15 protein-coding genes are annotated in these 22,809 nt (G+C 55.1%); 12 read left to right on the forward strand and 3 right to left on the reverse strand.

The window, feature by feature from the left end:
- The first annotated feature begins 55 nt into the window (after window positions 1-55).
- Entirely contained in the window at window positions 56-805 is a 750-nt protein-coding gene (nfsA, locus tag AC0YN4_RS11205; protein ID WP_475835825.1) for an oxygen-insensitive NADPH nitroreductase, read from the forward strand.
- A 59-nt stretch (window positions 806-864) separates the two neighbouring features.
- Here nfsA and AC0YN4_RS11210 read toward each other — a convergent pair whose 3' ends face one another.
- Window positions 865-2,079 (reverse strand): LLM class flavin-dependent oxidoreductase, encoded by a 1,215-nt coding sequence (locus tag AC0YN4_RS11210; RefSeq protein WP_475835826.1) that lies wholly within the window; start codon window positions 2,077-2,079, stop codon window positions 865-867.
- Between the two features lie 37 nt (window positions 2,080-2,116).
- A complete protein-coding gene (locus tag AC0YN4_RS11215) occupies window positions 2,117-3,469 on the reverse strand; it encodes an LLM class flavin-dependent oxidoreductase (RefSeq protein ID WP_475781553.1) in 1,353 nt (450 codons plus the stop codon).
- Between the two features lie 391 nt (window positions 3,470-3,860).
- Between AC0YN4_RS11215 and AC0YN4_RS11220 the strand changes: the two genes are divergently transcribed.
- The 11 genes from AC0YN4_RS11220 to AC0YN4_RS11270 all read left to right on the forward strand — a co-directional run bounded on the left by AC0YN4_RS11220 (window position 3,861) and on the right by AC0YN4_RS11270 (window position 21,301).
- The gene (locus tag AC0YN4_RS11220) at window positions 3,861-4,970 is read left to right on the forward strand and encodes an ABC transporter ATP-binding protein (protein ID WP_475835827.1); all 1,110 of its coding nucleotides are present in this window, start codon (window positions 3,861-3,863) and stop codon (window positions 4,968-4,970) included.
- Between the two features lie 24 nt (window positions 4,971-4,994).
- Window positions 4,995-7,967: an extracellular solute-binding protein gene (locus AC0YN4_RS11225; protein WP_475835828.1), complete on the forward strand. Its 2,973-nt coding sequence runs from the start codon at window positions 4,995-4,997 to the stop codon at window positions 7,965-7,967.
- Window positions 7,968-8,082: 115 nt separating this feature from the next.
- The gene (locus AC0YN4_RS11230; RefSeq protein ID WP_475781879.1) at window positions 8,083-8,925 is read left to right on the forward strand and encodes a carbohydrate ABC transporter permease; all 843 of its coding nucleotides are present in this window, start codon (window positions 8,083-8,085) and stop codon (window positions 8,923-8,925) included.
- A gap of 2 nt (window positions 8,926-8,927) precedes the next feature.
- The gene (locus tag AC0YN4_RS11235) at window positions 8,928-9,776 is read left to right on the forward strand and encodes a carbohydrate ABC transporter permease (RefSeq protein WP_475781556.1); all 849 of its coding nucleotides are present in this window, start codon (window positions 8,928-8,930) and stop codon (window positions 9,774-9,776) included.
- A gap of 17 nt (window positions 9,777-9,793) precedes the next feature.
- Window positions 9,794-11,968, forward strand: coding sequence for a YIP1 family protein (locus AC0YN4_RS11240; RefSeq protein ID WP_475835829.1), 2,175 nt, complete (start codon window positions 9,794-9,796; stop codon window positions 11,966-11,968).
- Window positions 11,965-14,244: a DUF5696 domain-containing protein gene (locus AC0YN4_RS11245; protein ID WP_475835830.1), complete on the forward strand. Its 2,280-nt coding sequence runs from the start codon at window positions 11,965-11,967 to the stop codon at window positions 14,242-14,244. The genes AC0YN4_RS11240 and AC0YN4_RS11245 overlap by 4 nt, the downstream gene beginning before the upstream one ends.
- Complete coding sequence (locus AC0YN4_RS11250) at window positions 14,241-15,116, forward strand: carbohydrate ABC transporter permease (RefSeq protein ID WP_475781559.1); 876 nt, start codon at window positions 14,241-14,243, stop codon at window positions 15,114-15,116. The genes AC0YN4_RS11245 and AC0YN4_RS11250 overlap by 4 nt, the downstream gene beginning before the upstream one ends.
- Window positions 15,117-15,134: 18 nt before the next feature.
- Window positions 15,135-16,100: a carbohydrate ABC transporter permease gene (locus AC0YN4_RS11255; RefSeq protein ID WP_475781560.1), complete on the forward strand. Its 966-nt coding sequence runs from the start codon at window positions 15,135-15,137 to the stop codon at window positions 16,098-16,100.
- A gap of 150 nt (window positions 16,101-16,250) precedes the next feature.
- A complete protein-coding gene (locus AC0YN4_RS11260; protein WP_475781561.1) occupies window positions 16,251-17,663 on the forward strand; it encodes an ABC transporter substrate-binding protein in 1,413 nt (470 codons plus the stop codon).
- A 79-nt stretch (window positions 17,664-17,742) separates the two neighbouring features.
- Window positions 17,743-19,500: an ABC transporter ATP-binding protein gene (locus AC0YN4_RS11265; protein WP_475781562.1), complete on the forward strand. Its 1,758-nt coding sequence runs from the start codon at window positions 17,743-17,745 to the stop codon at window positions 19,498-19,500.
- Window positions 19,481-21,301 (forward strand): ABC transporter ATP-binding protein, encoded by a 1,821-nt coding sequence (locus tag AC0YN4_RS11270; RefSeq protein WP_475781563.1) that lies wholly within the window; start codon window positions 19,481-19,483, stop codon window positions 21,299-21,301. Before AC0YN4_RS11265 ends, AC0YN4_RS11270 begins: the two co-directional genes overlap by 20 nt.
- 137 nt (window positions 21,302-21,438) lie before the next feature.
- Here AC0YN4_RS11270 and cysK read toward each other — a convergent pair whose 3' ends face one another.
- On the reverse strand, window positions 21,439-22,380 hold the full coding sequence (cysK, locus tag AC0YN4_RS11275) for a cysteine synthase A (protein WP_475781564.1): 942 nt from the start codon (window positions 22,378-22,380) through the stop codon (window positions 21,439-21,441).
- Window positions 22,381-22,809: the final 429 nt, after the last annotated feature.

Consider the following 22,809-nt stretch of genomic DNA (forward strand, 5'->3'; position numbering starts at 1 on the left):
GGAGAATGCGCTTTGTGCATCTCTGGTTTTTTTTATCTCATGAGGAGGGAATAAGTTGAACGACATTATTAAGCATTTGCAGGCACATCGCTCGATTCGTAAATTTAAGCCGGATCCGGTGACGGAGGAGCAGTTGGCCTCGATACTGGCTTCCGCGCAAGCGGCATCCACGTCATCCAATATTCAAGCGTACAGCGTTGTCGGGGTGCGCAATAAGGAGACGAAACGGCAATTCGCCGAGCTTGCAGGCGGCCAGAAGCATATCGAGGAGGCGCCGCTTTTCCTTGTATGGTGCGCGGATTTGAACCGGCTGCAAACAGCGGTCCGACTGCACGAAGACGATGAAGACAAAGAGCTGACGCAGAACGTGGAAACGTTTCTGCTGGCGACGATCGATGCCACGCTTGCTGCTCAAAACGCGACGATTGCGGCGGAATCGGTCGGACTTGGCATGGTTTACATCGGCGGCATTCGCAACGACCCGAAACGGGCGGCGGAGCTGCTCAAGCTTCCTCATCTCGTTTATCCCGTATTCGGCATGTGCCTTGGCGTGCCTGACCAGGAACCTGACATTCGTCCTAGGCTTCCGGTGGCTGCGATTTACCACGAAGAAATTTACGATGACGAAGTGTTCGCAACCAGCATTAAAGACTATGACGAGACAACGAAGTCTTATTATGCCTCCCGTGCCGGCGGCAGCAAGGATACGTATTGGTCCAAAGAAATGGCGTCACGCTTTCGCAAAGACCGGCTGCGCCACCACTTGCAGGGTTTTATTGAAGGTCAAGGCTACCGCTTCCATTAATCGAAGCCTTTGCTGCTAAGACAAGGACAGCGCCCATACGCTATGGGCGCTGTTTGTCGTCAGCTTGCGGTTTCGCTCAGATCCGCCTGAAGCCGCTCGGCGAGTTTACGATGGAATACAGGAAGCAGCTTCGTCCCGGAAATCGTCGCTTCTTCAAGGTTCGGATAGCCCGAGAAGATGAAGGATGTGATGCCGATCTCCACGTATTCGAGCAGCCTGTCGGTGACTTGTTCAGGCGTGCCGACGAATGCCATAGCGCCGCCTCCGCGAATGGCGGACAAGCCGGCCCAGAAGTTCGGCCCAATGACATAATCGTTTGCTTTGGCGAGTGCGCGGACTTGGTTCTGACGCTGCTGGCCTTCCGATTGCGAGCCGCCAAACTGAATTTCGTTCGCGTCGAGAGTTGCGTTGTCGACTTTACTGATGATCAGCTTCGCCGCCGCCCATGCCTCCTCCTCGGTATCACGGATGACGACCTGCGCCCGAAGGCCGTACCGAATCGTGCGGTTGATGCCATCGCGCTCAAGCAGCTGCTCGCGATGGTGTTCTACCTCCGCGATCTGTTCTTTAATCCAGTCGAGAGGCTCTGCCCACATGAGATAGACGTCTGCGATTTCGGCAGCTGTCTTCTTCGCTGCCGGCGAGCTTCCGCCGAAGTAGAAAGGCGGATGCGGACGCTGCACAGGCGGTGGATAGCTCTTGCCTCCCTCAATGGAGAAGTGTTTGCCATTGAAATCGAACGTTGACGCGGCGCCTTCCGGATTACCTGCCGCAAGGTTGCCGCCGGCAAGGAACTGGCGTCCCTCCGCGCCATGCGATCGAACCCACAGCTCGCGAACGATCTTGATATATTCCAGCGTCCGTTCGTATCGCGCTTCCTTGTCGTATGCCAGAGGGTCTCCCATTGCCTTCATGTCCTCCGGCGAACTGCCGGTTACAATGTTGATGAGCGCACGGCCGCCGCTCACCTCATCGAGCGTTGCTCCGATTCGCGCAGCAAGCGCCGGAGCGATTAATCCGGGGCGCATCGCAACAAGCGGTTTGAAGACGCGCGTATGGGCCGCGAGAGTCGCGCCCATAATCCAGGCGTCGCTGCAGGTGCCGCCGGTCGGGATGAGGGCGAACGTATAGCCGGCATTTTCTACCGCCTGAGCGACACGAATCATGTAAGGCGTGTCGACGACGCGTTCCGATTTGACGCCAATGTAAGGGCCGTCGCCCCTTGTCGGCATATACCAGCCGAATTCAACTTCAGGTGCATAATTGATTGCCATCTGCTGAAACCTCCGTTCTTAGTTTAGTATGAATAGGTTACTCCGCCGCTTTGCTCAGCGCCCAAATCTGCTTATGCGCGTTATCCGGACGGGCAAGGCCGAGATTCTCGCGAAGCGTGGCGCCTTCGTATGCAGTGCGGAACAACCCGCGGTTCTGCAGCTCCGGCACTACCTTGTCAACGAACGTTTCGAAGCCGGAAGGGAAGAGGGGAGGCAGGATGTTGAAGCCGTCGGCCCCGCCTTCGGCTAGCCATTTCTCGATAAAATCGGCGACCTGAATGACCGAGCCGGTGAACGAAACATGGCCATGCCCGGCATAGCTGCGGCTCAGGAACTGCCTAATGGTCATATTGTCGCGGCGCGCGGCGTCAATGACAACTTCGTGGCGGCTCGTAATACCGTTGTTCGAGAAGCCATATGGCTTCGATTTATCGACCGGAACCGGCGCGTCAAGCGGATATTCGGACAGGTCGACTGTAAAATAATTAGACAACCGCTTCAGCGATTTGGCGGAGTCGACCAGGTTGAACAGCTCATCTTCAAGGTCGCGGGCCTCGGCTTCCGTATCGGCTACGATTGGGCTGAGCCCCGGCATAATGAGCAGCTGATCCGGCGTTCTCCCATACTTGGCCAGCCGGGATTTGACGTCCGTGTAGAACTCCTGCGCGGCTCCAAGCGTCTGTTGGGCGGTGAATATCACTTCCCCCGTACGGGCGGCCAGCTCCTTGCCGCTTTCGGACGAGCCGGCCTGGACAAGAACAGGATAGCCCTGCGGCGGACGGGGAATGTTCAGAGGGCCTTTGACGTTGAAATATTTGCCTTTGAAATTAATATCATGCACCTTATCTTGGTGAAGCGTCACATCGCTCGCCCTGTCATAGACGAGCGCATCCTCTTCCCAGCTGTCCCATAGCTGCTTCGTCACTTCGACAAATTCTGTACCGATATCGTAGCGTGTCTCCGGCTCGGGATGACCGGGCTTGCCGAAATTATCCGCATCCGACTGCGAGTGTCCTGTCACGATATTCCATGCGGCGCGGCCTTTGCTGATATGGTCTAGCGAAGCGAATTTGCGAGCGACATGATAAGGATCGTTATAGGTCGTGCTGACAGTGGCGATAAATCCGACATGCTTGGTCAGAGCCGCAAGCGCCGACAACAGCGTGAACGGCTCCAGTCTTCTGCCGAGGCCGGAGTAGTTGTCCGCCGTGAATAAGGAATCGAATAGTCCGCGCTCGGCAATTTTCGCCAGACCGGCATAATAATCCAAACCCAGATCCGCAATAGGATCGCTGGAGGGATGCTTCCAAGCTCCGGCATGATGGCCGGCTCCACGAATAAATACGTTAAAATGCGCTTGTTTCTTTGACTGTTCCTTGTTTGCTCCCATACCTCTCACCTCTGTTAGTAGGGCCCATCGCATAGAAACGGACAAAAAAAACCGGACCCACGCTGAATAGCCATGGATCCGGTTGACCGGTCTCTAACGCTGGGTAATCCCATCGTTTTACTCGAAATACTATAGGATCATTTGTCAATCGTCAATGACTATTTTTCAAAAAAAGTTCGGCAGTTGAGGTTGACAATATCTAGGAGCCGTTGTTATAGTAAGACCCAAGTTGAACCAAAGCATACAAAATTCATCGGATTTATTGGTTATAGCGATTTTGGACCAAATAATCGACCGTACACTCGGAGATGTCTGATCAGGTTTCTTTATGAAACCGACCGGATATCTCCTTTTTTCATTTGGATACGGGCAAGAGGATAGGGGGATATCAATGGCGGGCTTGCAGATCAATCATCTTTACAAACGCTACGGTAAAGATAAACATCCGGTCGTAAAGGACTTCCACATGACGATCCGGGATAAGGAATTTATCGTATTCGTCGGCCCGTCCGGCTGCGGCAAGTCAACGACGCTGCGCATGATTGCCGGCCTGGAAGACATTTCGGAGGGCGAGATCATCATCGACGGTCAGGTGGTCAACCACCTGCCGCCGAAGGATCGCGACATCTCGATGGTGTTCCAGAATTACGCGCTGTATCCAAACTTAAGCGTATTTGAGAATATCGCGTTCGGCCTTCGGATGCGAAAGCTGCCTAAGCACGAAATCGATCTCGCCGTGAAGAAGGCTTCCCGAATTCTGGAGATCGAGCCGTATCTGAACCGCAAACCGAGGCAGCTGTCGGGGGGACAGCGTCAGCGCGTCGCTCTTGGCCGAGCGATTGTCCGCAACCCCAAATTGTTTCTCATGGATGAACCTCTATCCAATCTGGATGCCAAGCTGAGGGTATCGATGAGGATGGAAATCATTAAACTCCATAAGGAGCTGGGCAGTACGTTCATCTACGTAACCCATGACCAGGTGGAGGCCATGACGATGGCCGACAGGGTCGTCGTCATGCGCGACGGCATCATTCACCAGATCGACACGCCCGAGCACATTTATTCGAATCCGGCCAACACGTTCGTCGCCGGTTTCATCGGATCGCCTCAGATCAATTTCATTCGGGGCAAAATCGAAGAGAATGCGCTTGGCTTGCTCGAATTTCATACCTCGCGGTTCAAGCTAACGATTCATGGCGACAACGCGGCCGCGCTCCGGAAGCACAAGCAAATCGACAAACAAGTCATTCTCGGCATAAGGCCCGAGAACATCAGTCTCGAAGCGCTGTTCTCGGAGGCCGTCATCACAGGCACTTATCGATTCGCCGAGCTTATGGGCGCTGACCGCTATCTCTATCTCGATATCGGCCAGGACAATTTACTCATTGCGCGCGTCAGTCCGGCCGTACATTTCGAATCAAACGAGACGGTTCGATTAGGGCTGGACACGTTGAAAATGCTGTTCTTTCACCAGGAAACCGGCGAACGGTTTTCATTCTAAACCATGCCGGAAGGAGAGAGCGTTTTGAAAACACGTTTTTGGAGGAAGGCGAGTGGAGCCGTGCTGGCGGCCGGCTTGCTGGTATTCTCCGTGCAGGCTGCACTGCAGCATTACAGCAGTCCGAACGGCCGGGATACGGTTGCGGCGGCAGCTAATGTGGACGATGTTTTGCATACGCCGCCGCCTGCCGACCCCGGAGAGGGAGAATTGACGTATGCCCAGGCTTTGAGTTCGTGGAATAGCCAAGGAATCCAAAGCGCAAAGACCGTCGTCACGGTTGACGCGGGAAGTCCGCAGGCGGTTTCGAATGCAGGAAAACTCTCGATCGGCGAATCCGGCGGCAAGGCCGGGGTACTGCGCTGGGATTCTCCGGACAAAGAATGGGCAGAATTCAAGGCGGTCGTCCCTGAGGCGGGGCTGTACGAAATCCGCCTTTCCTACAAGCCCGCTACCGGTGACGGCAGAACGGCTCCAATCCTGTGGGAAGTGAATATCGACGGCAAGCGGCCGTTCGCGGAAGCGTCATCCGTTGCGCTATACCGCACCTGGCAGGATGTCCGGCCGATCTTGAAGAACGGAGACGGCGATCAAATTCGTCCGAGATCGAAGGATATTTCCGATTGGAGCACCAAGCCGCTGGTCGATTCGGCAGGCGCTTTCGCCGGACCGCTGCAATGGTATTTTCCGAAGGGAACCCATACGATCCGGTTCTCGGGCTACGAGCCGGTGGCGCTGGAGCGCATCGAGCTGGCGCCAAGCGAAACGCCGGGCAGTTATGCGGAAGTTTCCGCCGGCTATCCGGCGGGCGACGCTAAGGGCGCGGGACCGATTACGATCCAAGCCGAAGATTTTGACTATAAGAACGATACAGCCATTAAATTATTCTCGGACCGCAATCCGCGCACCCTCCCGAGGGCCAAAGGCCGCATCACCTACAATACGGTCGGCGGGGCAAGGTGGGTCGACCAGAACCAGGAAATCACGTGGGACTTCGAGGTGCCGGCGAGCGGACGGTACAAATTCGCATTCCGCACGCTGCAGAACGTCATTTCCCAGAAAACGTCGTTTCGGACCATTCGCGTCGACGGCCATGTTCCTTTCAGGGAGTTCCAAGCCTTCGCCTTTCCCTATTCGCCCAGCTGGCAAGGACAGGTGCTCGAAAACACGACAGGCAGCCCCTATGAAGTTTTCCTTGATGAAGGGAAGCATACGATTTCGCTGGCCGTCACTCATGCCCCCGTCGAACCGATGATTGCCGAAGTCAAATCGGTGTCGCAAGAGCTCGATGCGGTCGATTGGGAATTGCGGGCATTGACGGGAGCGGTCGTGGACCGCAATCGGACCTGGATCATGGAACGGGATTATCCGGAAATGCCGGATAAGCTGCAGCGCATCGCGGAGCGGTTGGAGCTGCTGTCTCATTCGAGCGTGCGGATCAACGGAAACAAAGATTCCATAAGCCAGGGAATGGCCACGGCAGCCAAGGATATCCGTTCGCTGCTTAAGAAGCCGGAGGAAATTCCGTATAACGTCGAGGAAATCGCGTCGATCCGGGAAAAGCTGAACCTCTTCATCGAGACGCTGCTGAAGCAGACGCTCCAACTCGACGAAATCTACGTAGCCCCGAACGGGGCTGACTTTCCGGGCATGAAGGCGTCTCTGTGGAGCAGGCTATGGGGCGGTATCCAAAATTTCAGCTATTCATTCGACAGCAGGGACAGCATTACGAAGCTCGACGAGAAGAAGCTGAATATCTGGGTCCAGCGCGGTCGCGATTACGTAGACCAGCTGCAGCAGCTTGCCGACGAATCGTTCACGCCGGAGACCGGCATCGAGGTAAAGGTTAATTTGCTCGCGAATCCTGAACTGCTGCTTATGTCTAATGCCGCCAACGTTCAGCCCGATCTCGCGCTCGGATTAACCCAGGATTTGCCGGTAGATCTCGCCATTCGGGGAAGTCTTGCAAATTTGTCCGAATTCAATGGGTTCGACAAGCTTTACGAGCAGTTCAGTCCCGGTTCCTGGCTTCCTCTTAACTACAACGGCGGGCATTACGGCACGCCGGAAACGCAATCGTTCCAGGTATTGTTCTACCGGGAGGATATTCTGAACAAGCTCGGCATCCCGGTTCCGCAGACATGGGAGGATGTCTACGATATCCTGCCGACGCTGCAGCAGAATTACATGAACTTTTATATCAATCCAACGCAATTCTCGCAATATTTCTACCAGAACGGCATCGATTTCTACGAACCGGACGGCTTAAAGACCGCACTGGACAATCCGGAGGCGTTCAAGGCGTTCAAGCAATGGACGGATCTGTTCAACACGTATGCGATCGAGAAGGAAGTGCCGAGCTTCTATCAGCATTTCCGCGACGGCACGATGCCGATCGGCATATCGGATTACAACATGTACGTGCAGCTGGCTGCGGCCGCGCCCGAGCTGAATGACCGCTGGAAAATAGCCGAAATACCCGGCGTTAAACAAGCGGACGGCGCGATCTCCCGCTGGGCGGGAGGCGGGCAGCGCACCGACGTCATCTTCAAACGGTCAACGAAGAAGGAGCAGGCGTGGAAGTTTCTGCAGTGGTGGTTGTCCGCCGACGTTCAGCAGCAATATGGAGCCGACCTTGAAGCCATTAACGGCGTCGCGTTCCGCTGGAATACGTCGAACGTGCAGGCGTTCAGCCGCCTGCCTTGGAAACGGGAGGACGCCGAAGTGATCCTCGAGCAATGGCGATGGTACAAGGATATCCCGAACGTACCCGGGGGCTACTACCTGGAGCGGGAAGCGAACAACGCCTGGAACCGGTCGGTTATCGGCAAGATGAACTATCGGGCTTCGCTCGAGCAAGCCGTACGCGACATTAACCGGGAGCTCCGCAGGAAGCAGGAAGAATTCGGCTTCATCGATGCCGATGGCAAGCGGCTTAAGCCGTTCAAGCTGCCGAATGTCAACAAACCATGGGAAGGGATCGATCGCTATGTTAAGTAGATTACTGTCCTATCGGGCGGCGTACCGGGTAACGGCAACCCGTGAGAGGGAGACAAACGTCATCCTGAGCAAGCTATGGTCCAGCCGGATATCGTATTTATTCATCGCCCCGTTCATGCTGATCTTCGGCGCCTTCATCGTCGTACCGGTCGTCATTGCGATTGGATTGAGCTTTACCTATTACAACGCGGTCGAGCCGCCTCGTTTTATCGGATGGAGCAATTTTCAATATTTAATCTCGCAGGATTTGCTGTTTTTGAAATACGCGCTTCCCAATACGTTCAAATTCGCGATCATCGTGGGACCGGGCGGTTATATCGCGGGCTTTATCGTGGCTTGGCTCATCTCGCTCTTGGGCAAAAACGTCCGCAAGTGGATCGCCTTGGCAGTCTACACGCCCTCGCTCACGATCGGCATCGCGATGACGGTCATATGGCTGCCGCTGCTGTCCGGGGATCGAATCGGTTACCTAAACAGCTTTCTGCTCGGGCAAGGCTTGATCGACGTGCCGAAGCTTTGGGTGACCGACCCCGCGCTGCTGATGAATTCGATGATCGCCGTGTCGTTATGGTCGAGCATGGGCGTCGGTTTTCTGGCGATGCTGGCCGGCATATTAAACATTGACCCCATTCTGTACGAGGCGGGGCGTATCGACGGCATCCGAAGCAGGCTGCAGGAAATCTGGTATATCACGATTCCATCCATGAAACCCCAGATGCTGTTCGGCGCCGTCATGGCGATCGTCACGACCTTCAAGACGGGAGCGATCGGCGTGGAGCTGTCGGGCAAAAACCCGACGCCGGAGTACGCCGGGCATCTGATCGTCAACCATATTCACGATTTCGGCTTTATCCGTTTCGAGATGGGCTATGCGGCGGCGATTTCGGTCTTTCTCCTGCTGCTGATGTACGCATCGAATAAGCTCGCTTGGGGATTGTTCGGAAGCAAGGAGGAGTAATCATGCTGAAATCATTCTCCGTATCGAGAATCGCTCTTCATCTGGCCATGGCCGCCTTCGCGGCGTTCATGCTGATTCCAATCATTTATATCTTCAACCATGCGTTCAAGCCGTATCACGAGCTGTTCGTCTATCCGCCGAACTTCTTCGTCAAGGAGCCGACGGTACAGAACTTCATCGAGCTGATGTGGGTCACGTCGAATTCGATTATTCCGCTTTCCCGTTACTTGTTCAACAGCTTCCTGATCACGGCTGTGACCATCGTGGCGGTGACGGTCGTCAGCTCCTTATGCGCCTACGCGCTTGCCAAGCATGAATTTCCGGGCAAAAGACTGGTGTTCTCGTCCATCGTGCTCATGCTCATGTTCGCGCCCGAGGTCGTCCAGATTCCGCGCTACTTGGTGGTCAGCCAGCTGGGACTGATGAATTCGTATCTAGGGCACGTGCTGCCGATGGTGGCGCTGCCGGTTGCCGTCTTTCTGCTCAAACAGTTTATGGACCAGATTCCGTCGGCGCTTCTGGAAGCCGCACGCATCGACGGGTCGACGGAGTTCGGCTTGTTCCTGAAAATTGTCATCCCGGTCTGCATGCCGGCCGTCGCTACGGTCGCCATCCTGTCGTTTCAGAATTCATGGAGCAACCTGGAGACCTCGACGTTCTATATGCAGGACGACGATATGAAGACGTTCCCGTTCTTCCTGTCCACGCTGACGAACAATCTGGCGAACAATGTCGCCCGGCAGGGAGCGGCGGCGGTTGCGGCATTAATCATTCTGGTGCCGAACTTATTGTTCTTCATCATCCTGCAGCGGAAGGTCATCGATACGATGGCGCATTCGGGAATCAAATGAGGAGGGAGGGCGCATCATTGAGCAGGCGATGGCGGTTTCGTGCAACAACGACAACGATGATCATGCTTGTCGCATTTCTGGCGGTGCCGCTGTTCCCGTCCGTGACAAGCGCATATTCCCCGTACCAAACGTTCTATAAGGACGGGTATGGGCAGCTTGTGCAAATTCAGAACGCCTATCAGCCGGAGGGGATGCTCGGACCGGATATCGGCGGAGACAAGGCGACTTCTCGGAAAGTGTCCGTCCAATCGGCGGCGGCCGGCGAAACGCCGATCGGCACACTCAATCAGCCGCAGGATCTGTTCGTTGACGGCAGGGATCATATCTATATCGCCGATACGGGAAATAACCGGATCGTGCATCTGGATGAACAGGGGCGATTGGTCCGTTTCATCGAGGTCAAAGAAAGTCCTCTCAGCAGCCCGAACGGTCTGTTCGTGGATCAGAAGGGCGATATTTACGTGGCGGATACCGGTAATCAGCGGGTCGTCAGGCTCGATGAGACAGGAAAGCTGCTGCGCGAGTACAAACGGCCGGATTCGCCTTACTTGCCGGAGTCGTTCAAGTACGAGCCGACGAAGCTGGTCGTCGACAAACGCGGTTTTCTCTATATCACGACGCTAGGCGCGTTCCAGGGTTTGCTCCAGCTCGACCCGGAAGGCCGTTACCAGAGCTTCTTCGGCTCCAACAAAGTGAAGTTCTCGGTGTTCGATTCGTTTAAACGGGCTTTCTACACGCGGGAAATGTACGGGAGGGAGCTAAGCAAGCTGCCTGGAGCTATCGTGAACGCGGCGATCGATCCAAACGGTTTCATCTATACGGTAACCAAGGAAATCGACAACGAGCAAGTGAAGAAATTCAATATCGCCGGATTGGATCAGCTGGAAGGGGGCGGCGAATTTACGCCGGCTTCAGCCAACAAGTCGTTCGGCGAGACTGCCTGGTGGGCGCACCGGAAAGCCGAGCCGCAGCTGCAGGATATCAGCGTCGATGCGGACGGGAACTTTACGGTCATCGATTCGCTCTATAACGCCGTCAGCCAGTATGACGCTGACGGAAACCTGCTCTTCTTCTGGGGCAGCGACGAAATCGAAGGAACGACGAAGCTTGGGCTCGTCAAGACGCCGGCATCAATTGCGACGACTTCGACGGGGGATTTATTGGTGCTGGACAGCGTCAACAGCCTCATTCAGCGGCTGCGGCTGACCGAGTACGGTTCTCTCGTCCATCAGGCAAACAGGCTTACCCAAGATGGGCGCTACGAGGAAAGCGAGCCGCTGTGGGCCGAGGTTTACCGTCAGAATGCTTACTATACCCCCGCGTTGATCGGGCTTGCGAAGGCGGCATATAAGAAGGAGCAATTCGAGCTTGCAGAAGACCTGTTCCTGAAAGCAGGCGTGAACAAAGGCTATTCGGACTCCTTCTGGCAGAACCGGCTCTTCTGGTTCCAGGAGCATTTCGGGTTTCTGATGAATGTCGTTGCAGCGGCGGGAATTCTCGGTTTCGCTGCCGTAAGGCTGTCGCGAAAATATGGTTGGGCCGCAGCGAGCTCTGGGATGCTTCGCCCGCAGAGCAGGTTGTATGCACAGCTTCGGCATGTGCGGACACTTGTCAGGCATCCGATCGAAGGGTACCATGCGATCCGATACCAGTATGGCGCAGGGCTCGTGAGCAGCTTGCTTATGCTTGCGCTTTCGATCGTATCTGCAGGCGTCATCAGCTCGCAAACGAGCTTCATCTTTAATCCGGATATTTATCTGGGCGTTAAGCTGGGGCCGATCTTGGTGCAGTTTGCCGCGATTTGGCTCGGGTGGGTGGTAGCGAATTATTTGGTCAGCTCCCTGATGCGCGGGGAAGGACGGCTGCGGGATGTGTTTTATGGGAGTTCCTATGCTTTATTTCCGATTATTTCGATCGGTATACCCCTAACAATAATCTCTCATGGATTCACGTTAAGCGAGGCGTCGATCTTCGGGTTTCTCAAGCTGGCGATGTATGCGTGGACGTTCTTGCAATTTTTCTGGATGGTGCAAGGGATTCACAACTACAGCGTCGGGGAAGCCATCCTGAACATCGTGTTTACCTTGCTGGCGCTGGCCATCATCGCGACGCTGATCTTTATCTTCTTCAGTTTAAGCGGAGAATTGATTAACTTTATTTATTCCATCTATCAGGAGGTGATCATCCGATGACCGGCAGCAGACTGAGGCTTTCCTTCCTTATAACGGGCATCGTGATCGTTGCCATCCTGGCCGGGCTTGCTCTTCAATTCCATACGCGGGAAGACGCCGCATCGGAAGGAAAAGCAGCAGCAGCCGCCGCGAGCGTCAATAGTGCAGCAACAGTCTCCTTCAAGCCCAAGGCAGGCACCACACCGTTTAAGTCGGAGCTCCCGGCTGATGACAGGTTTCAGCAGATTGCCGAGAACGTCAGCCTGACGCTGTTGGCCGACAAGGAAACGGGGCATTTCCGGGTCGTGAGCAAACAAACCGGCAAGGTTTGGTACTCTTATCCCGATCCTGCCCAGTGGCCGAACGAGACGATCGGCGGAGCATGGAAGAACAATTTGCTTTCGCCCGTTATCGTGGAATACATGGATTTATCCAACTACAAATCGGCGTCCAGAACGGTCGGTTTAGTCGACGAAGGCGGTTACGTTGAAGATTTCAAGACGACGGAGAGCGGCTTTGCCGTCACGTTCGTACTGCCTAAAGGCACGATTAAAATTCCGGTCGAAGTGACGCTGAAGGAGGATAGCATCGAGATAACCATCCGCGATGAGCAAATCGTGGAAGGCGGTAAGTTTAGCCTCCTGAGTGCCAAGCTTTACCCGTTGTTCGGAGGAGAATTTTCCCAAGGGCAGGACGGCTATATTTTCGTGCCGGACGGCTCCGGCGCGCTGATCCGGTTCAAGACCGACCGCGTCCTCCCGCAGCTCACGTTCAATCAACCGGTTTACGGATACGACGGTTCCTTCTATTTCGATCAGCCGAACCGCCAGCGGCTGTCGATCCCGGTATTCGGCCTGAAGTCCGGCGACCAGGCATTCGCGGCCGTCATAACCGAAGGGGCCGAATACGCAAACGTGTTCGCGGCTCCTTCCGGCTCGATTGGTCAGTCGAACTGGGTGACGGCCGAATGGCAGTACCGCAAGCGCTTCTTCCAAAGCGTTAGCAAGAGCACGGACGCGGGTTTCTTCACGTACAGCGAGCAGCGATTCGACGCGCCTCGCCGGACCGTCCGCTATTACTTGCTGCCGCCGGATCAAAGCGATTACGTGGGAATGGCGGCCAAATATCGCAATTATTTGACGACAAGCGGCGCGCTTCATCCGCTGGAGCCGAAGAAGGACATTCCGCTCTACGTGGACATCGTCGGCGGCGACATCGAACAGGGCCTGCTCTTCGATTCCTATTTGACCGCTACGACGACGAAGGAAGCGAAAGAGCTGGTTGCAAGCATTTATGACCGGGGCGTTCATGACTTAGTCGTGCAATATGGCGGCTGGCAACAGGATGGGTACAGCACGCATGGCGGATACTTTCCCGTGGAGTCGAAGCTCGGCGGGAACAAAGGCATGAAAGCTTTTATCGATTATGCCCATACGCTGGACATCCCCGTTTATTTAACGGCCAATTATACGATCAACAATAACGGGGACGACGGCTTCTGGTATAGAAGGGACGGACAGCGCGATCTCTCGGGCAACACGCTGTCCGCGAGAGAGGATACCTGGCTCGTTAGTCCGCGGTTTTACAGTAAGGTTATCGCCTCGGACCTAAGCGAGTATAAGAAGCTTGGCGCGGATGGCATCGTGTTCGACGGCGGCGGGATCGGGTTTCAGCTGAACACCGATTTCAACGGCCGCTATGCGGCTAGCCGCGCCGATGAGATTGGCATTCAACGCGATATTTTCAAGCAGGCGAAGGAAACGCTCGGTTCCGTCACGGCCGTTAATGCCAACGCCTACGTATGGGAGGGGCTGAAGCACATCCCCCGCCTCGCGGATAGTTACTCCTTCGACGTGTTTGTCGATGAGGTGGTTCCTTTTACGCAGATCGTACTCCACGGTGCTGTCACGTACACGTCCGAGTGGGGGAACGTGAGACAGGAATCGCGGACCGAGTTTCTGCGCGGCATCGAATACGGGGCGTATCCGACTTATGTCTTCGCCGCGGCTCCGTCCGATAAACTGCGGCATGCTTATTCGATCTGGTATTACAGCCTGAATTACCGGGATTGGCTGGACAGTCTGTCGGAGGAATACGCGAGGGCGAACGAGGCGCTGCGCGATGTGCAGGATAAGCGAATCATCGGTCATCGCTCCATCTCGGAGGACGTGAAGGAAACGACTTACGAAGGCGGGCAGCGCGTAATCGTCAATTACGGAGCGAGCGCTTACGCGCAAGGCGAGCTTCGCGTGCCTGCGCAGGACTTTGCCGTAATCAAGGGAGGGGCGGACCAATGATAATTCGAAAGGCCAGGCTGCACGCATCGACGATCCGCAGTATCGAAGGCTCGATTTTCATCGCCCCCTGGATATTCGGCTTTCTCGCTTTCGTTGCGTTTCCGCTCGGTTATTCCTTGTACATGAGCTTCCATCAGGTTCGGATTACCGTCGATTCGGTCGTCTATACCTTTCTCGGCTTCCGCAATTACAAAGAAATTCTGGTTTCGAACGGGAGCCTTCTTTACGAGGATCTCATCCCGTTCCTGCGCGAGTCGATCATGATGATTCCGATCATTCTCGTCTTCTCGCTGCTGGTGGCGATTCTGCTCAACTTGAAATTTCCTGGCCGTACGCTGTTTCGCGTTATTTTCTTTCTTCCCGTCATTTTCTCGTCCGGCCAAATCGTCCAGGAATTTATCAATCAAGGGGAAGGCTCGCTGAGCGTCCTGCAGTCGCTGCATATCGAAGAATACCTGAGAGAATACGTTCCCGCGTCATGGGCAGATCCGATTCAGACCGTCATGAGCTCATTCGTGCTGGTGCTCTGGTATTCGGGCGTCCAGATTCTGATCTTCCTTGCGGGGCGCCAGACGCTGCCGCCGTCGATGTACGAGGCTTCCCGCATTGACGGCTCCGGGCCATGGAACACCTTCTGGAAAATCACGCTGCCGGGACTCGTTCCCTACATTTTCCTGAATCTGATGTACACGGTCGTCGATTTGTTCACTTTCCCGTCCAACCCGATCATCAGCAAGGTGAATACGGCCAACTATGGCAGCTCCAGCGCGCTGGCTTGGATTTATTTCACTATTATATTGCTGTTCGTCGGTTTGACGCTGCTGCTCTACAGCAGGGTGGATAAGGCGCTCTCGGGCAGCACGAGTCAATAAAAAGGAGGCGATTCGCGAGTGGCCAAAATTCTAATCGAACGAGCAAGGCGCGCGCCTTTTGCGGTGATTGACCGGATCGCGGCATTCGTGCGGTTCCGGCTGATCGGAGGCGAGATCGATAAAGGCCTTCTATTCAAAACCGTCATGTACGTCATCTTGATCAACGTTGCCTTCATCTATATTAAGCCGATTCTGTACATGGTCACGACCATGGTGAAGGATGCCCGGAACATTCTCGATCCGACGGTTATCTGGGTGCCGAAGAGCATCTTCCTTGGCCATATTCGGGAAGCGATGCGGCTGCTCGATTATACGAAAAGCTTGGCGATCAGCGTATCCCTCGCCGGCGCGGTTTCGGTGCTGCAAGTTTTCTCCTGCGCGGTGGCCGGTTATGCCTTTGCCCGGTTGGACTTTCCGTTCAAGCGCTTCTGGATGGCGATGCTGCTGTTCACGTTCATCATGCCGCCGCAAGTCATCATTCTGCCGACGATCATGATGTTCAAGAGCTTCGGCTGGCTGGATACCGTGCTGCCCATGGTCATCCCCGCTATTTTCGGGCATGGCTTGAAGGGAGCGTTGTTCGTCATCATCTACCGTTCCTTCTATTCCACGCTGCCCAAGGAGCTGGACGAAGCAGCGAGGATGGACGGGGCCGGCGCGTTCAGGCTGTTCTTCCGCGTCATGTTCCCGCTGTCCAAATCCGCGATCGTCGTTGTCGTCTTATTCTCCTTTGTCTGGAATTGGAATGATTTCTACTTGCCGTCGATCTTCATGTTCACGGCCGAGAACGTGCCGCTGTCCATTACGCTGGCGAGAATGGCCGCGGAGATGGCGAGGGCTGCGGGAGCAGGGGAGATGTCGGTGTACGAGGAGTCGATCAAAATGGCGGCTTCGTTCCTCATTGTGTTTCCGCTGCTCATCGTCTACTTCTTCGCGCAGCGCTGGTTTATCGAAGGCGTGGAACGAACGGGTCTGGTCGAATAGATGGTTTCGGATGGAGATGGAGCTAGTTTGTAAGGAGGTGATCGGCATGTGTCGTCAACAACGCTGTTATCGAAGAGCCGTTAGGTTGGCAGTGTCAGCGCGATGAAAGGCTAGTCTTGCAACTACTAAACCTATAGGCGGTGTCATGAGATGAAGAAGAAACTTACAATGGTCAATTTACTGCTGGCGGCTACCCTGTTGGCCGCATGCAGCAGCGGTGGAGGCAAGAACGATGGTGCTTCTGCCGGAGCGAATGAACCAGCCGGTAACGCAGCCTCGACCGAGAACAGCACAGAGGACGGAAACCAGAAAAACGAATCCGCGGATTATAAGAAGCTGGGCGACGAGCCGCTGAAGCTCACGTTCTACAACACCAGCGGCACGTTCCCCGACGTCGAATTCAATACGCTGATCGCCGAACCGATCAAGAAGAAATACCCGAACGTGACAATCGAACGAATCACGCCCGCGGCGGAAACGACCAACGAGGAAGTACTGTCTACGTATACCCCGGACATCATCTATTCGTCTTCGTCCTCCCATCAACAAATCATTCGCACAGGCGCCTATGAAGATCTTCGGGAGCTCATCAAGCGGCACAGCTTCGATACCTCGCGCATTAAGCCGATCCTGTGGAACTATATCACGGAGATTACGGCGGGCAAGGGAGACCAGATCTACGCGATTCCGTTTAACGCCAACCAGCATGTCTTGTACTACAACAAAGACATCTTCGATAAATTCGGCGTTCCCTACCCGACCGAAAAGCAGCTGACGTGGGATGAAGTGCTGGAGCTGGGCAAGAAGCTGACCCGTACGGAAGGCGGCAAGCGTTATGTCGGCCTGTCCGTCGATAACCTGACCGGCTTGGCGAAGAGCCTGGGCCTGCCGTATTTGAACAAGGAAACGGGCCAGGCGGCGCTCGATACGCCGGAATGGCGCCGGGTATTCGAACTGCAGAAGAAAATATTCGAGATCCCCGGCTATGTTGGGGCCGATAAAACGTGGAATTACGGGCGCGACCAGTTTATGAAGGACCAGAACGTAGCGATCCGCGTCACCTGGTTGGCCAACATGGTAGGACCGCTTGAAGAGCTGCGGCAGCAGGGAGTCGAATTCAACTGGGACATCGCGCCTGCGCCGAACTTCTCGGATCAGCTCGGCAAGACGAGGGAAGCCCAAATTCACTCGTTATCTGTAAACAGCAAGAGCGAGCATAAGGACGAAGCGTTCCAAGTCATCCAGGAGATTTTGTCGGATGAAGGCCAGCGGATCCTCGCGCGCAACGGCCGGGTGCCGGCCATTATCAATGATGACCTGAACAAAGAGTACGGACTCGATATTCCGGTGCTGCAGGGCAAGTCGGTACAGAACGTGTTTATCGGCGAACCGCTGCAAGAGCACTATGTTCACCCGTACGAGCTGGATATCGGCAAGCGCCTGACCGAGGCGGCCGAAGATTTGGCGATCGGCGGCCTGGATGTCAACTCCACGATCCGCAAAACCGAGGAAGCCATTAATAAGGATGTCGAGACGCTCAAGACGACGGTCGGCACGCCATAAGAGAAGACGGGAGTCCGGGGCCGATAAAGCCCCGGCTTTTGTAATGATGCCAAAGAATGATACGGGAAGTGAATGCTAGTTGAAAAAGCCGAAGCTATTAAGCGATTATATGAAGTCCAAATGGGTTCTCTATGTCATCGCCGTCTGCGCCATCGGTACGGCAAACGTGATTTTGGCGCGATTGCCGCGCACGATCGGCAGTTTCACGGATGAGCTCCACAAGGGCACGCTGTCCCAGGCCGATATTGCGCCATACAGCTTGCTTGTTGTGTCGATCGCGCTCGGATACGGTGTTCTTGGCGGCAGCGGACAGTTTCTGATCATGTATCTGGGGCGGTTGTTCGAGCGCTTGACCAGGGGGAAGCTGTTCATTCAGTTCACGCGGCTCAGCTTGAACAATTACTCGAAGTACGGGGTTGGTAAGCTGCTGAACTATATGATCAACGACGTAACTGCTGTCAGGGAATCGATTTCGATGGGGATCAATCATATTACGAACTCCTCGATTCTGCTCATTTCCGTTATCGTGTCGATGATGCTCAGCTCGATTCCGGCTTATGCGATTCTGGTCAGCTTGATCCCGCTGCTCTTTATCCCGTGGTTCGTCGCATGGCTGGGCCCGATTATTCGCAAGCGCTCCGTCCAAGTACAGGAATCGCTCGGTAAAATGACGGAAACCGCAGCGGAGCAATTCAGCGGGATTCGGGTCACGAAGAAATTCGCGGCGGAAGCCATCATGACGGACCGCTTCGACGCTACGGTCGCCCAAATCCGCGACAACCAGCTTCAACTGGTGCGCGTTTCATCGCTCTTGCAGGCAGTCATTCCGTTTCTCGGCGCCTTGTCGATGATCGCCTCGATCGCCCTCGCCGGGTATTTGACAGCCAACAGGACGATCTCGCTCGGCGATTTCGTTACGTTGGTGCTGTACATCGGCATGTTGATCAATCCGCTTCAGCGGGTCGGCGACGTCATCAATGCGATGCAGCGTGCACGGGCTTCCCTTGAACGTTTGAACGATCTTCTCGGCGTCGAACCGGACGTTCCCGATACCGGGATCTTTAAGCTGGGAGACCCGCAGCATGCAGCCATCGACATCCGCAAGCTGTCGTTCGCCTATCCGGACGGATCCGCGCCGGTCTTGTCGGAGATCGATCTTACGGTACTGCCAGGCGCAACGGTAGGCATTATCGGCAAGACGGGAAGCGGCAAGACAACGTTAATGAAGCTGCTTCTCCGTATCTACGATCCGCCGGCCGGCACGATTTTCGCGGATGGTCTGGATATTCGCAGCGTGACCTTGGAAAGCCTCAGAAGCAGCATTGGCTACGTCCCGCAGGACGGCTTCCTGTTCAGCACATCGATCCGCGAAAATATCGGCTTCAGTAATCGCGGTGCGGCGCTGGATGAGATCGAGAAGGCGGCATTGCAGGCTCATATCCATCAAGAGGTTCATGAGCTTCCCGATGGGTTCGAGACGAGGCTCGGAGAACGGGGATTATCGTTATCCGGCGGACAACGGCAGCGGGCGAGCCTTGCTCGCGGTTTGTTCAAGCAGGCGCCGATCATGATCCTGGACGACAGCGTAAGCGCGATCGATTCGCTGACCGAGAAAGCGATCATCGACTCGCTGCGCGCCGAGCGCAAGGGCAAGACGACAATCATCGTTTCCCATCGGATCAGCGCGCTCAAGCATGCGGACCTGATTATCGTCATGGACGAAGGACGTATCGTCCAGCGGGGCACGCACGAGCAGCTCGTCGCGGCGGATGGCCTCTATGCACGTCTTTACGCCATTCAGGAGGAGGGGGATGCGGATGTCGAAAGCCATCGTTAACAATTGGCAGCAGGATCAGCGTACGGGCATTCAGCAAGATACCGATGCCGCGCTTGATTACGGCTCGGCCGTCAAAGCGCTGTATACGTACGCCAAGCCGCACAGGTGGTCATTTGTCGTGCTCTTGTTCTTTATTCTGTTGTCGATCTCGGCCGATTTGCTGCAGCCGTATCTAATTAAGATTGCCATTGATGACGTGCTGACCGCCGACCATGCGGATTACCGGTCGCTGCTGCTTCTATGCGGCATCTACTTCCTCCTGGCGGTTGCCGGCTTCGTGTTTACCTATCTTCAGAACAATTTGCTTCAGCGGATCGGACAGAGCATCGTGGCCGGCATTCGCAGCGGGATGTTCAAGCACTTGGTAAAGCTGTCCGTTTCCTATTTCGACCGCGTATCGACCGGCAGTCTCATTGCGCACGTGTCGAGCGATACGGAAGGGTTGAACCGGTTCTTTAACCAAGTGTTGGCCAGCCTGCTGCGGGACGGCTTGACCTTGATTTTTATCGTCGTGCTGATGTTCAGGCTGGATGTTCGGTTGACGCTGTTTAGCTTGCTAATCATTCCCGTGATCACGCTTATTGCGTACAGCTTTCGCGCCTATATGCGAGCGACGTACCAGCTCGTTCGAACCGCTTTGTCGCGCATGATCGCTTTTGCCGCGGAGAACTTGTCCGGTATGAATCTCATCCAAGTCTTTCACCAGGAGAAGGAGCAGCAGCGCCAGTTTACGGAACGCAACGACGCCTTCTACCGCACCAATTTGCGCGAAATTCGAACGATGGTGGTGTTTAACCGCATTTTCGACATCCTCGGCAACTTGTCGGTGGCGTTCGTCGTGTGGCTGGGGGGACGCGCGGTGTTAGGCGGCCAGATCGAATTCGGCGTGCTCTTCGCATTCATTACCTACATTCGCCAGTTTTTCCAGCCGATCAATTCCATTACGCAGCAGTGGAATACGGTCCAATCCACCATCGTGTCGGTGAATCGGATTTGGAGCGTGTTCAATGCGGCGCCCGATGTCCGCGATCCGGAGGAAGCCACGCAGGTCAAGAGGGCGACAATAGCCGGCAAAGTGGAATTCGAAGGTGTTACATTCGGCTACAAGGAAGGCAGGCAGGTGCTGCATAAAGTGGATTTGAACATCCAACCGGGCGAAATGCTGGGCATCGTAGGGGCAACCGGAGCTGGCAAAAGTTCTTTGATCAGCTTATTGTGCCGTTTCTACGACGTGAAGGAAGGCAGCATCCGGATCGACGGCTTCGATATCCGCAAGCTGAAGCAGAAGAAGCTGCAGCGGATTGTCGGGCTTGTGCAGCAAGAGCCGTTTCTCTACTCGGGAAGCGTGCTCGACAACATCCGGTTGTTCGACGAATCGATCCCGGAGGAGAGAGTGATCCGCGCGTGCGAGCGAGTCGGCGTCGACCAGCTGGTTCTGCGGATGAAGGATGGCTACGCAACCCGGCTGTCCGAGAACGGTACCGGGCTCTCGTCCGGGGAGAAGCAGTTAATTTCGTTTGCCCGCATCATTGTCTTTCAGCCGAACATCTTGATTCTTGACGAGGCAACCGCCAATCTGGACTCGCACACGGAGCAGTTGCTTCAATCCGCGCTTCGGGTCGTGTCGGAGGGCAGGACTACGCTGGTCATTGCGCACCGGCTGTCTACGATCCGCCGATCCGACCGGATCATCGTTCTGGATCAGGGCCAAATCGTGGAGGAAGGCGATCATGAGAGGTTGTTAGAACAAAATGGCTATTATTCCAGGCTGTATCTGAACGCGCGAGGTATATTGGTATGAGGAGCGTTTATCGGATAGGCGTGATGCATGGGGATGGAAACGGGCAAGGCAGGCGTTCGTACGGCCGATCTTAACGGAACAGCTTCCACAAGGGGTTCCGCGGAAGCTGTCATCGCTTTTATCGGAGAGCAGGAGCGCTAGAGGATTTCGACCGGGAACAGCTCGGTGGACAAGTAACGTTCGCCGGTATCGGGAAGCAGCACGACGATGGTTTTGCCGGCATTCTCTGGTCGATTCGCAATCTTAGCAGCCGCAAAGACGGCAGCGCCGGACGAGATGCCGACGACCAGCCCTTCCTTCCTGGCCAGCGAACGCGCGGTATCGAGCGCATCTTCATTCGTGACGGTCACAATTTCGTCCGCGATGTGCCTGTGGAAGTTGTCCGGTACGAAACCCGGCCCGATCCCTTGGATTTTATGGGTGCCTTTCTCCCCGCCGGAGAGAACGGGAGAGCCGGCCGGTTCGACCGCAATGATTTGGACCGACGGTTTGCGTTGTTTAAGAACGTCGCCGACGCCGGATATCGTGCCGCCGGTTCCCACGCCGCCAACGAATATATCGACCGCCCCGTCCGTATCCCGCCAAATTTCTTCTGCCGTCGTTTTGCGGTGAATGGCCGGATTGGCCGGATTGCGGAACTGCTGCGGAATAAACGAGTTGGGTATGGCTGCCGCGAGCTCCTCGGCTCTCTTGATCGCACCGGCCATGCCCGCGGCGCCCGGCGTTAATACAAGCTCTGCCCCCAGGGCGAGCAGCATTTTTCTTCGCTCGATGCTGAACGTCTCGGGAAGCGTAATGATCAATTTGTATCCGAGCGCTGCCGCGGCAAACGCAAGCGCAATGCCGGTGTTGCCGCTTGTCGGTTCAATGATGATCGAGTCTTTATTGATGACGCCGCGTTCTTCCGCGTCCTTGATCATCGCGTACCCGATTCGGTCCTTGACGCTTCCGGCGGGATTGAAATATTCCAGCTTGGCGATCAGAACTGCGCCGAGGCTTCGGCTGGCATTGAAATTTCTTAGCTCCAACAGGGGCGTGTTACCGATCAACTGGGTAAGATTGGTGGCGATCTTAGTCACATGCAGACACTCCTTTGATATCGGATTAGGAAGGAAAGGCGCCAGGCGGCGGCATGATGACCTGCCTGCCGAAGAAAAACGTTCAGATGCACTTGTTTGTTGGATTTGCCCATCGTTATCCTCCTTATGAATGTATGATCTTGGTTTCAGAAAAACAAAAGGAGACACAAAGCGAATCTTGTGTCTCCAGAGGGCTGGTCAACTATTTATATTATTCCTAGCGGAATAATCAGCTATATCGTATCACCAACATTGAAGGGCGTCAACGCTGCGAAAAAAATGTTCTTCCACAAGTTGACATGCGTGGAAGTCGGTGCTATATTTTTAAGCACAGTATATTCATAGGATTACTTGTAATTAATCGACCGGCCAACCGGAGAGACGTCAGACTATGCGACTCTCCGGTTTTTTGTCTTAAATGGACGTTAC

The organism is Paenibacillus sp. J22R3, assembly GCF_056269305.1.

What these genes read in the sequence shown, in the direction of transcription:
- AC0YN4_RS11210 (WP_475835826.1), bottom strand. Translation starts at nt 2,079, where the DNA reads ATGGCAATCAATTATGCACCTGAAGTTGAATTCGGCTGGTATATGCCG.
- AC0YN4_RS11215 (WP_475781553.1), bottom strand. Translation starts at nt 3,469, where the DNA reads ATGGGAGCAAACAAGGAACAGTCAAAGAAACAAGCGCATTTTAACGTA.
- AC0YN4_RS11220 (WP_475835827.1), top strand. Translation starts at nt 3,861, where the DNA reads ATGGCGGGCTTGCAGATCAATCATCTTTACAAACGCTACGGTAAAGAT.
- AC0YN4_RS11230 (WP_475781879.1), top strand. Translation starts at nt 8,083, where the DNA reads ATGCTGATCTTCGGCGCCTTCATCGTCGTACCGGTCGTCATTGCGATT.
- AC0YN4_RS11235 (WP_475781556.1), top strand. Translation starts at nt 8,928, where the DNA reads ATGCTGAAATCATTCTCCGTATCGAGAATCGCTCTTCATCTGGCCATG.
- AC0YN4_RS11245 (WP_475835830.1), top strand. Translation starts at nt 11,965, where the DNA reads ATGACCGGCAGCAGACTGAGGCTTTCCTTCCTTATAACGGGCATCGTG.
- AC0YN4_RS11250 (WP_475781559.1), top strand. Translation starts at nt 14,241, where the DNA reads ATGATAATTCGAAAGGCCAGGCTGCACGCATCGACGATCCGCAGTATC.
- AC0YN4_RS11260 (WP_475781561.1), top strand. Translation starts at nt 16,251, where the DNA reads ATGAAGAAGAAACTTACAATGGTCAATTTACTGCTGGCGGCTACCCTG.
- AC0YN4_RS11270 (WP_475781563.1), top strand. Translation starts at nt 19,481, where the DNA reads ATGTCGAAAGCCATCGTTAACAATTGGCAGCAGGATCAGCGTACGGGC.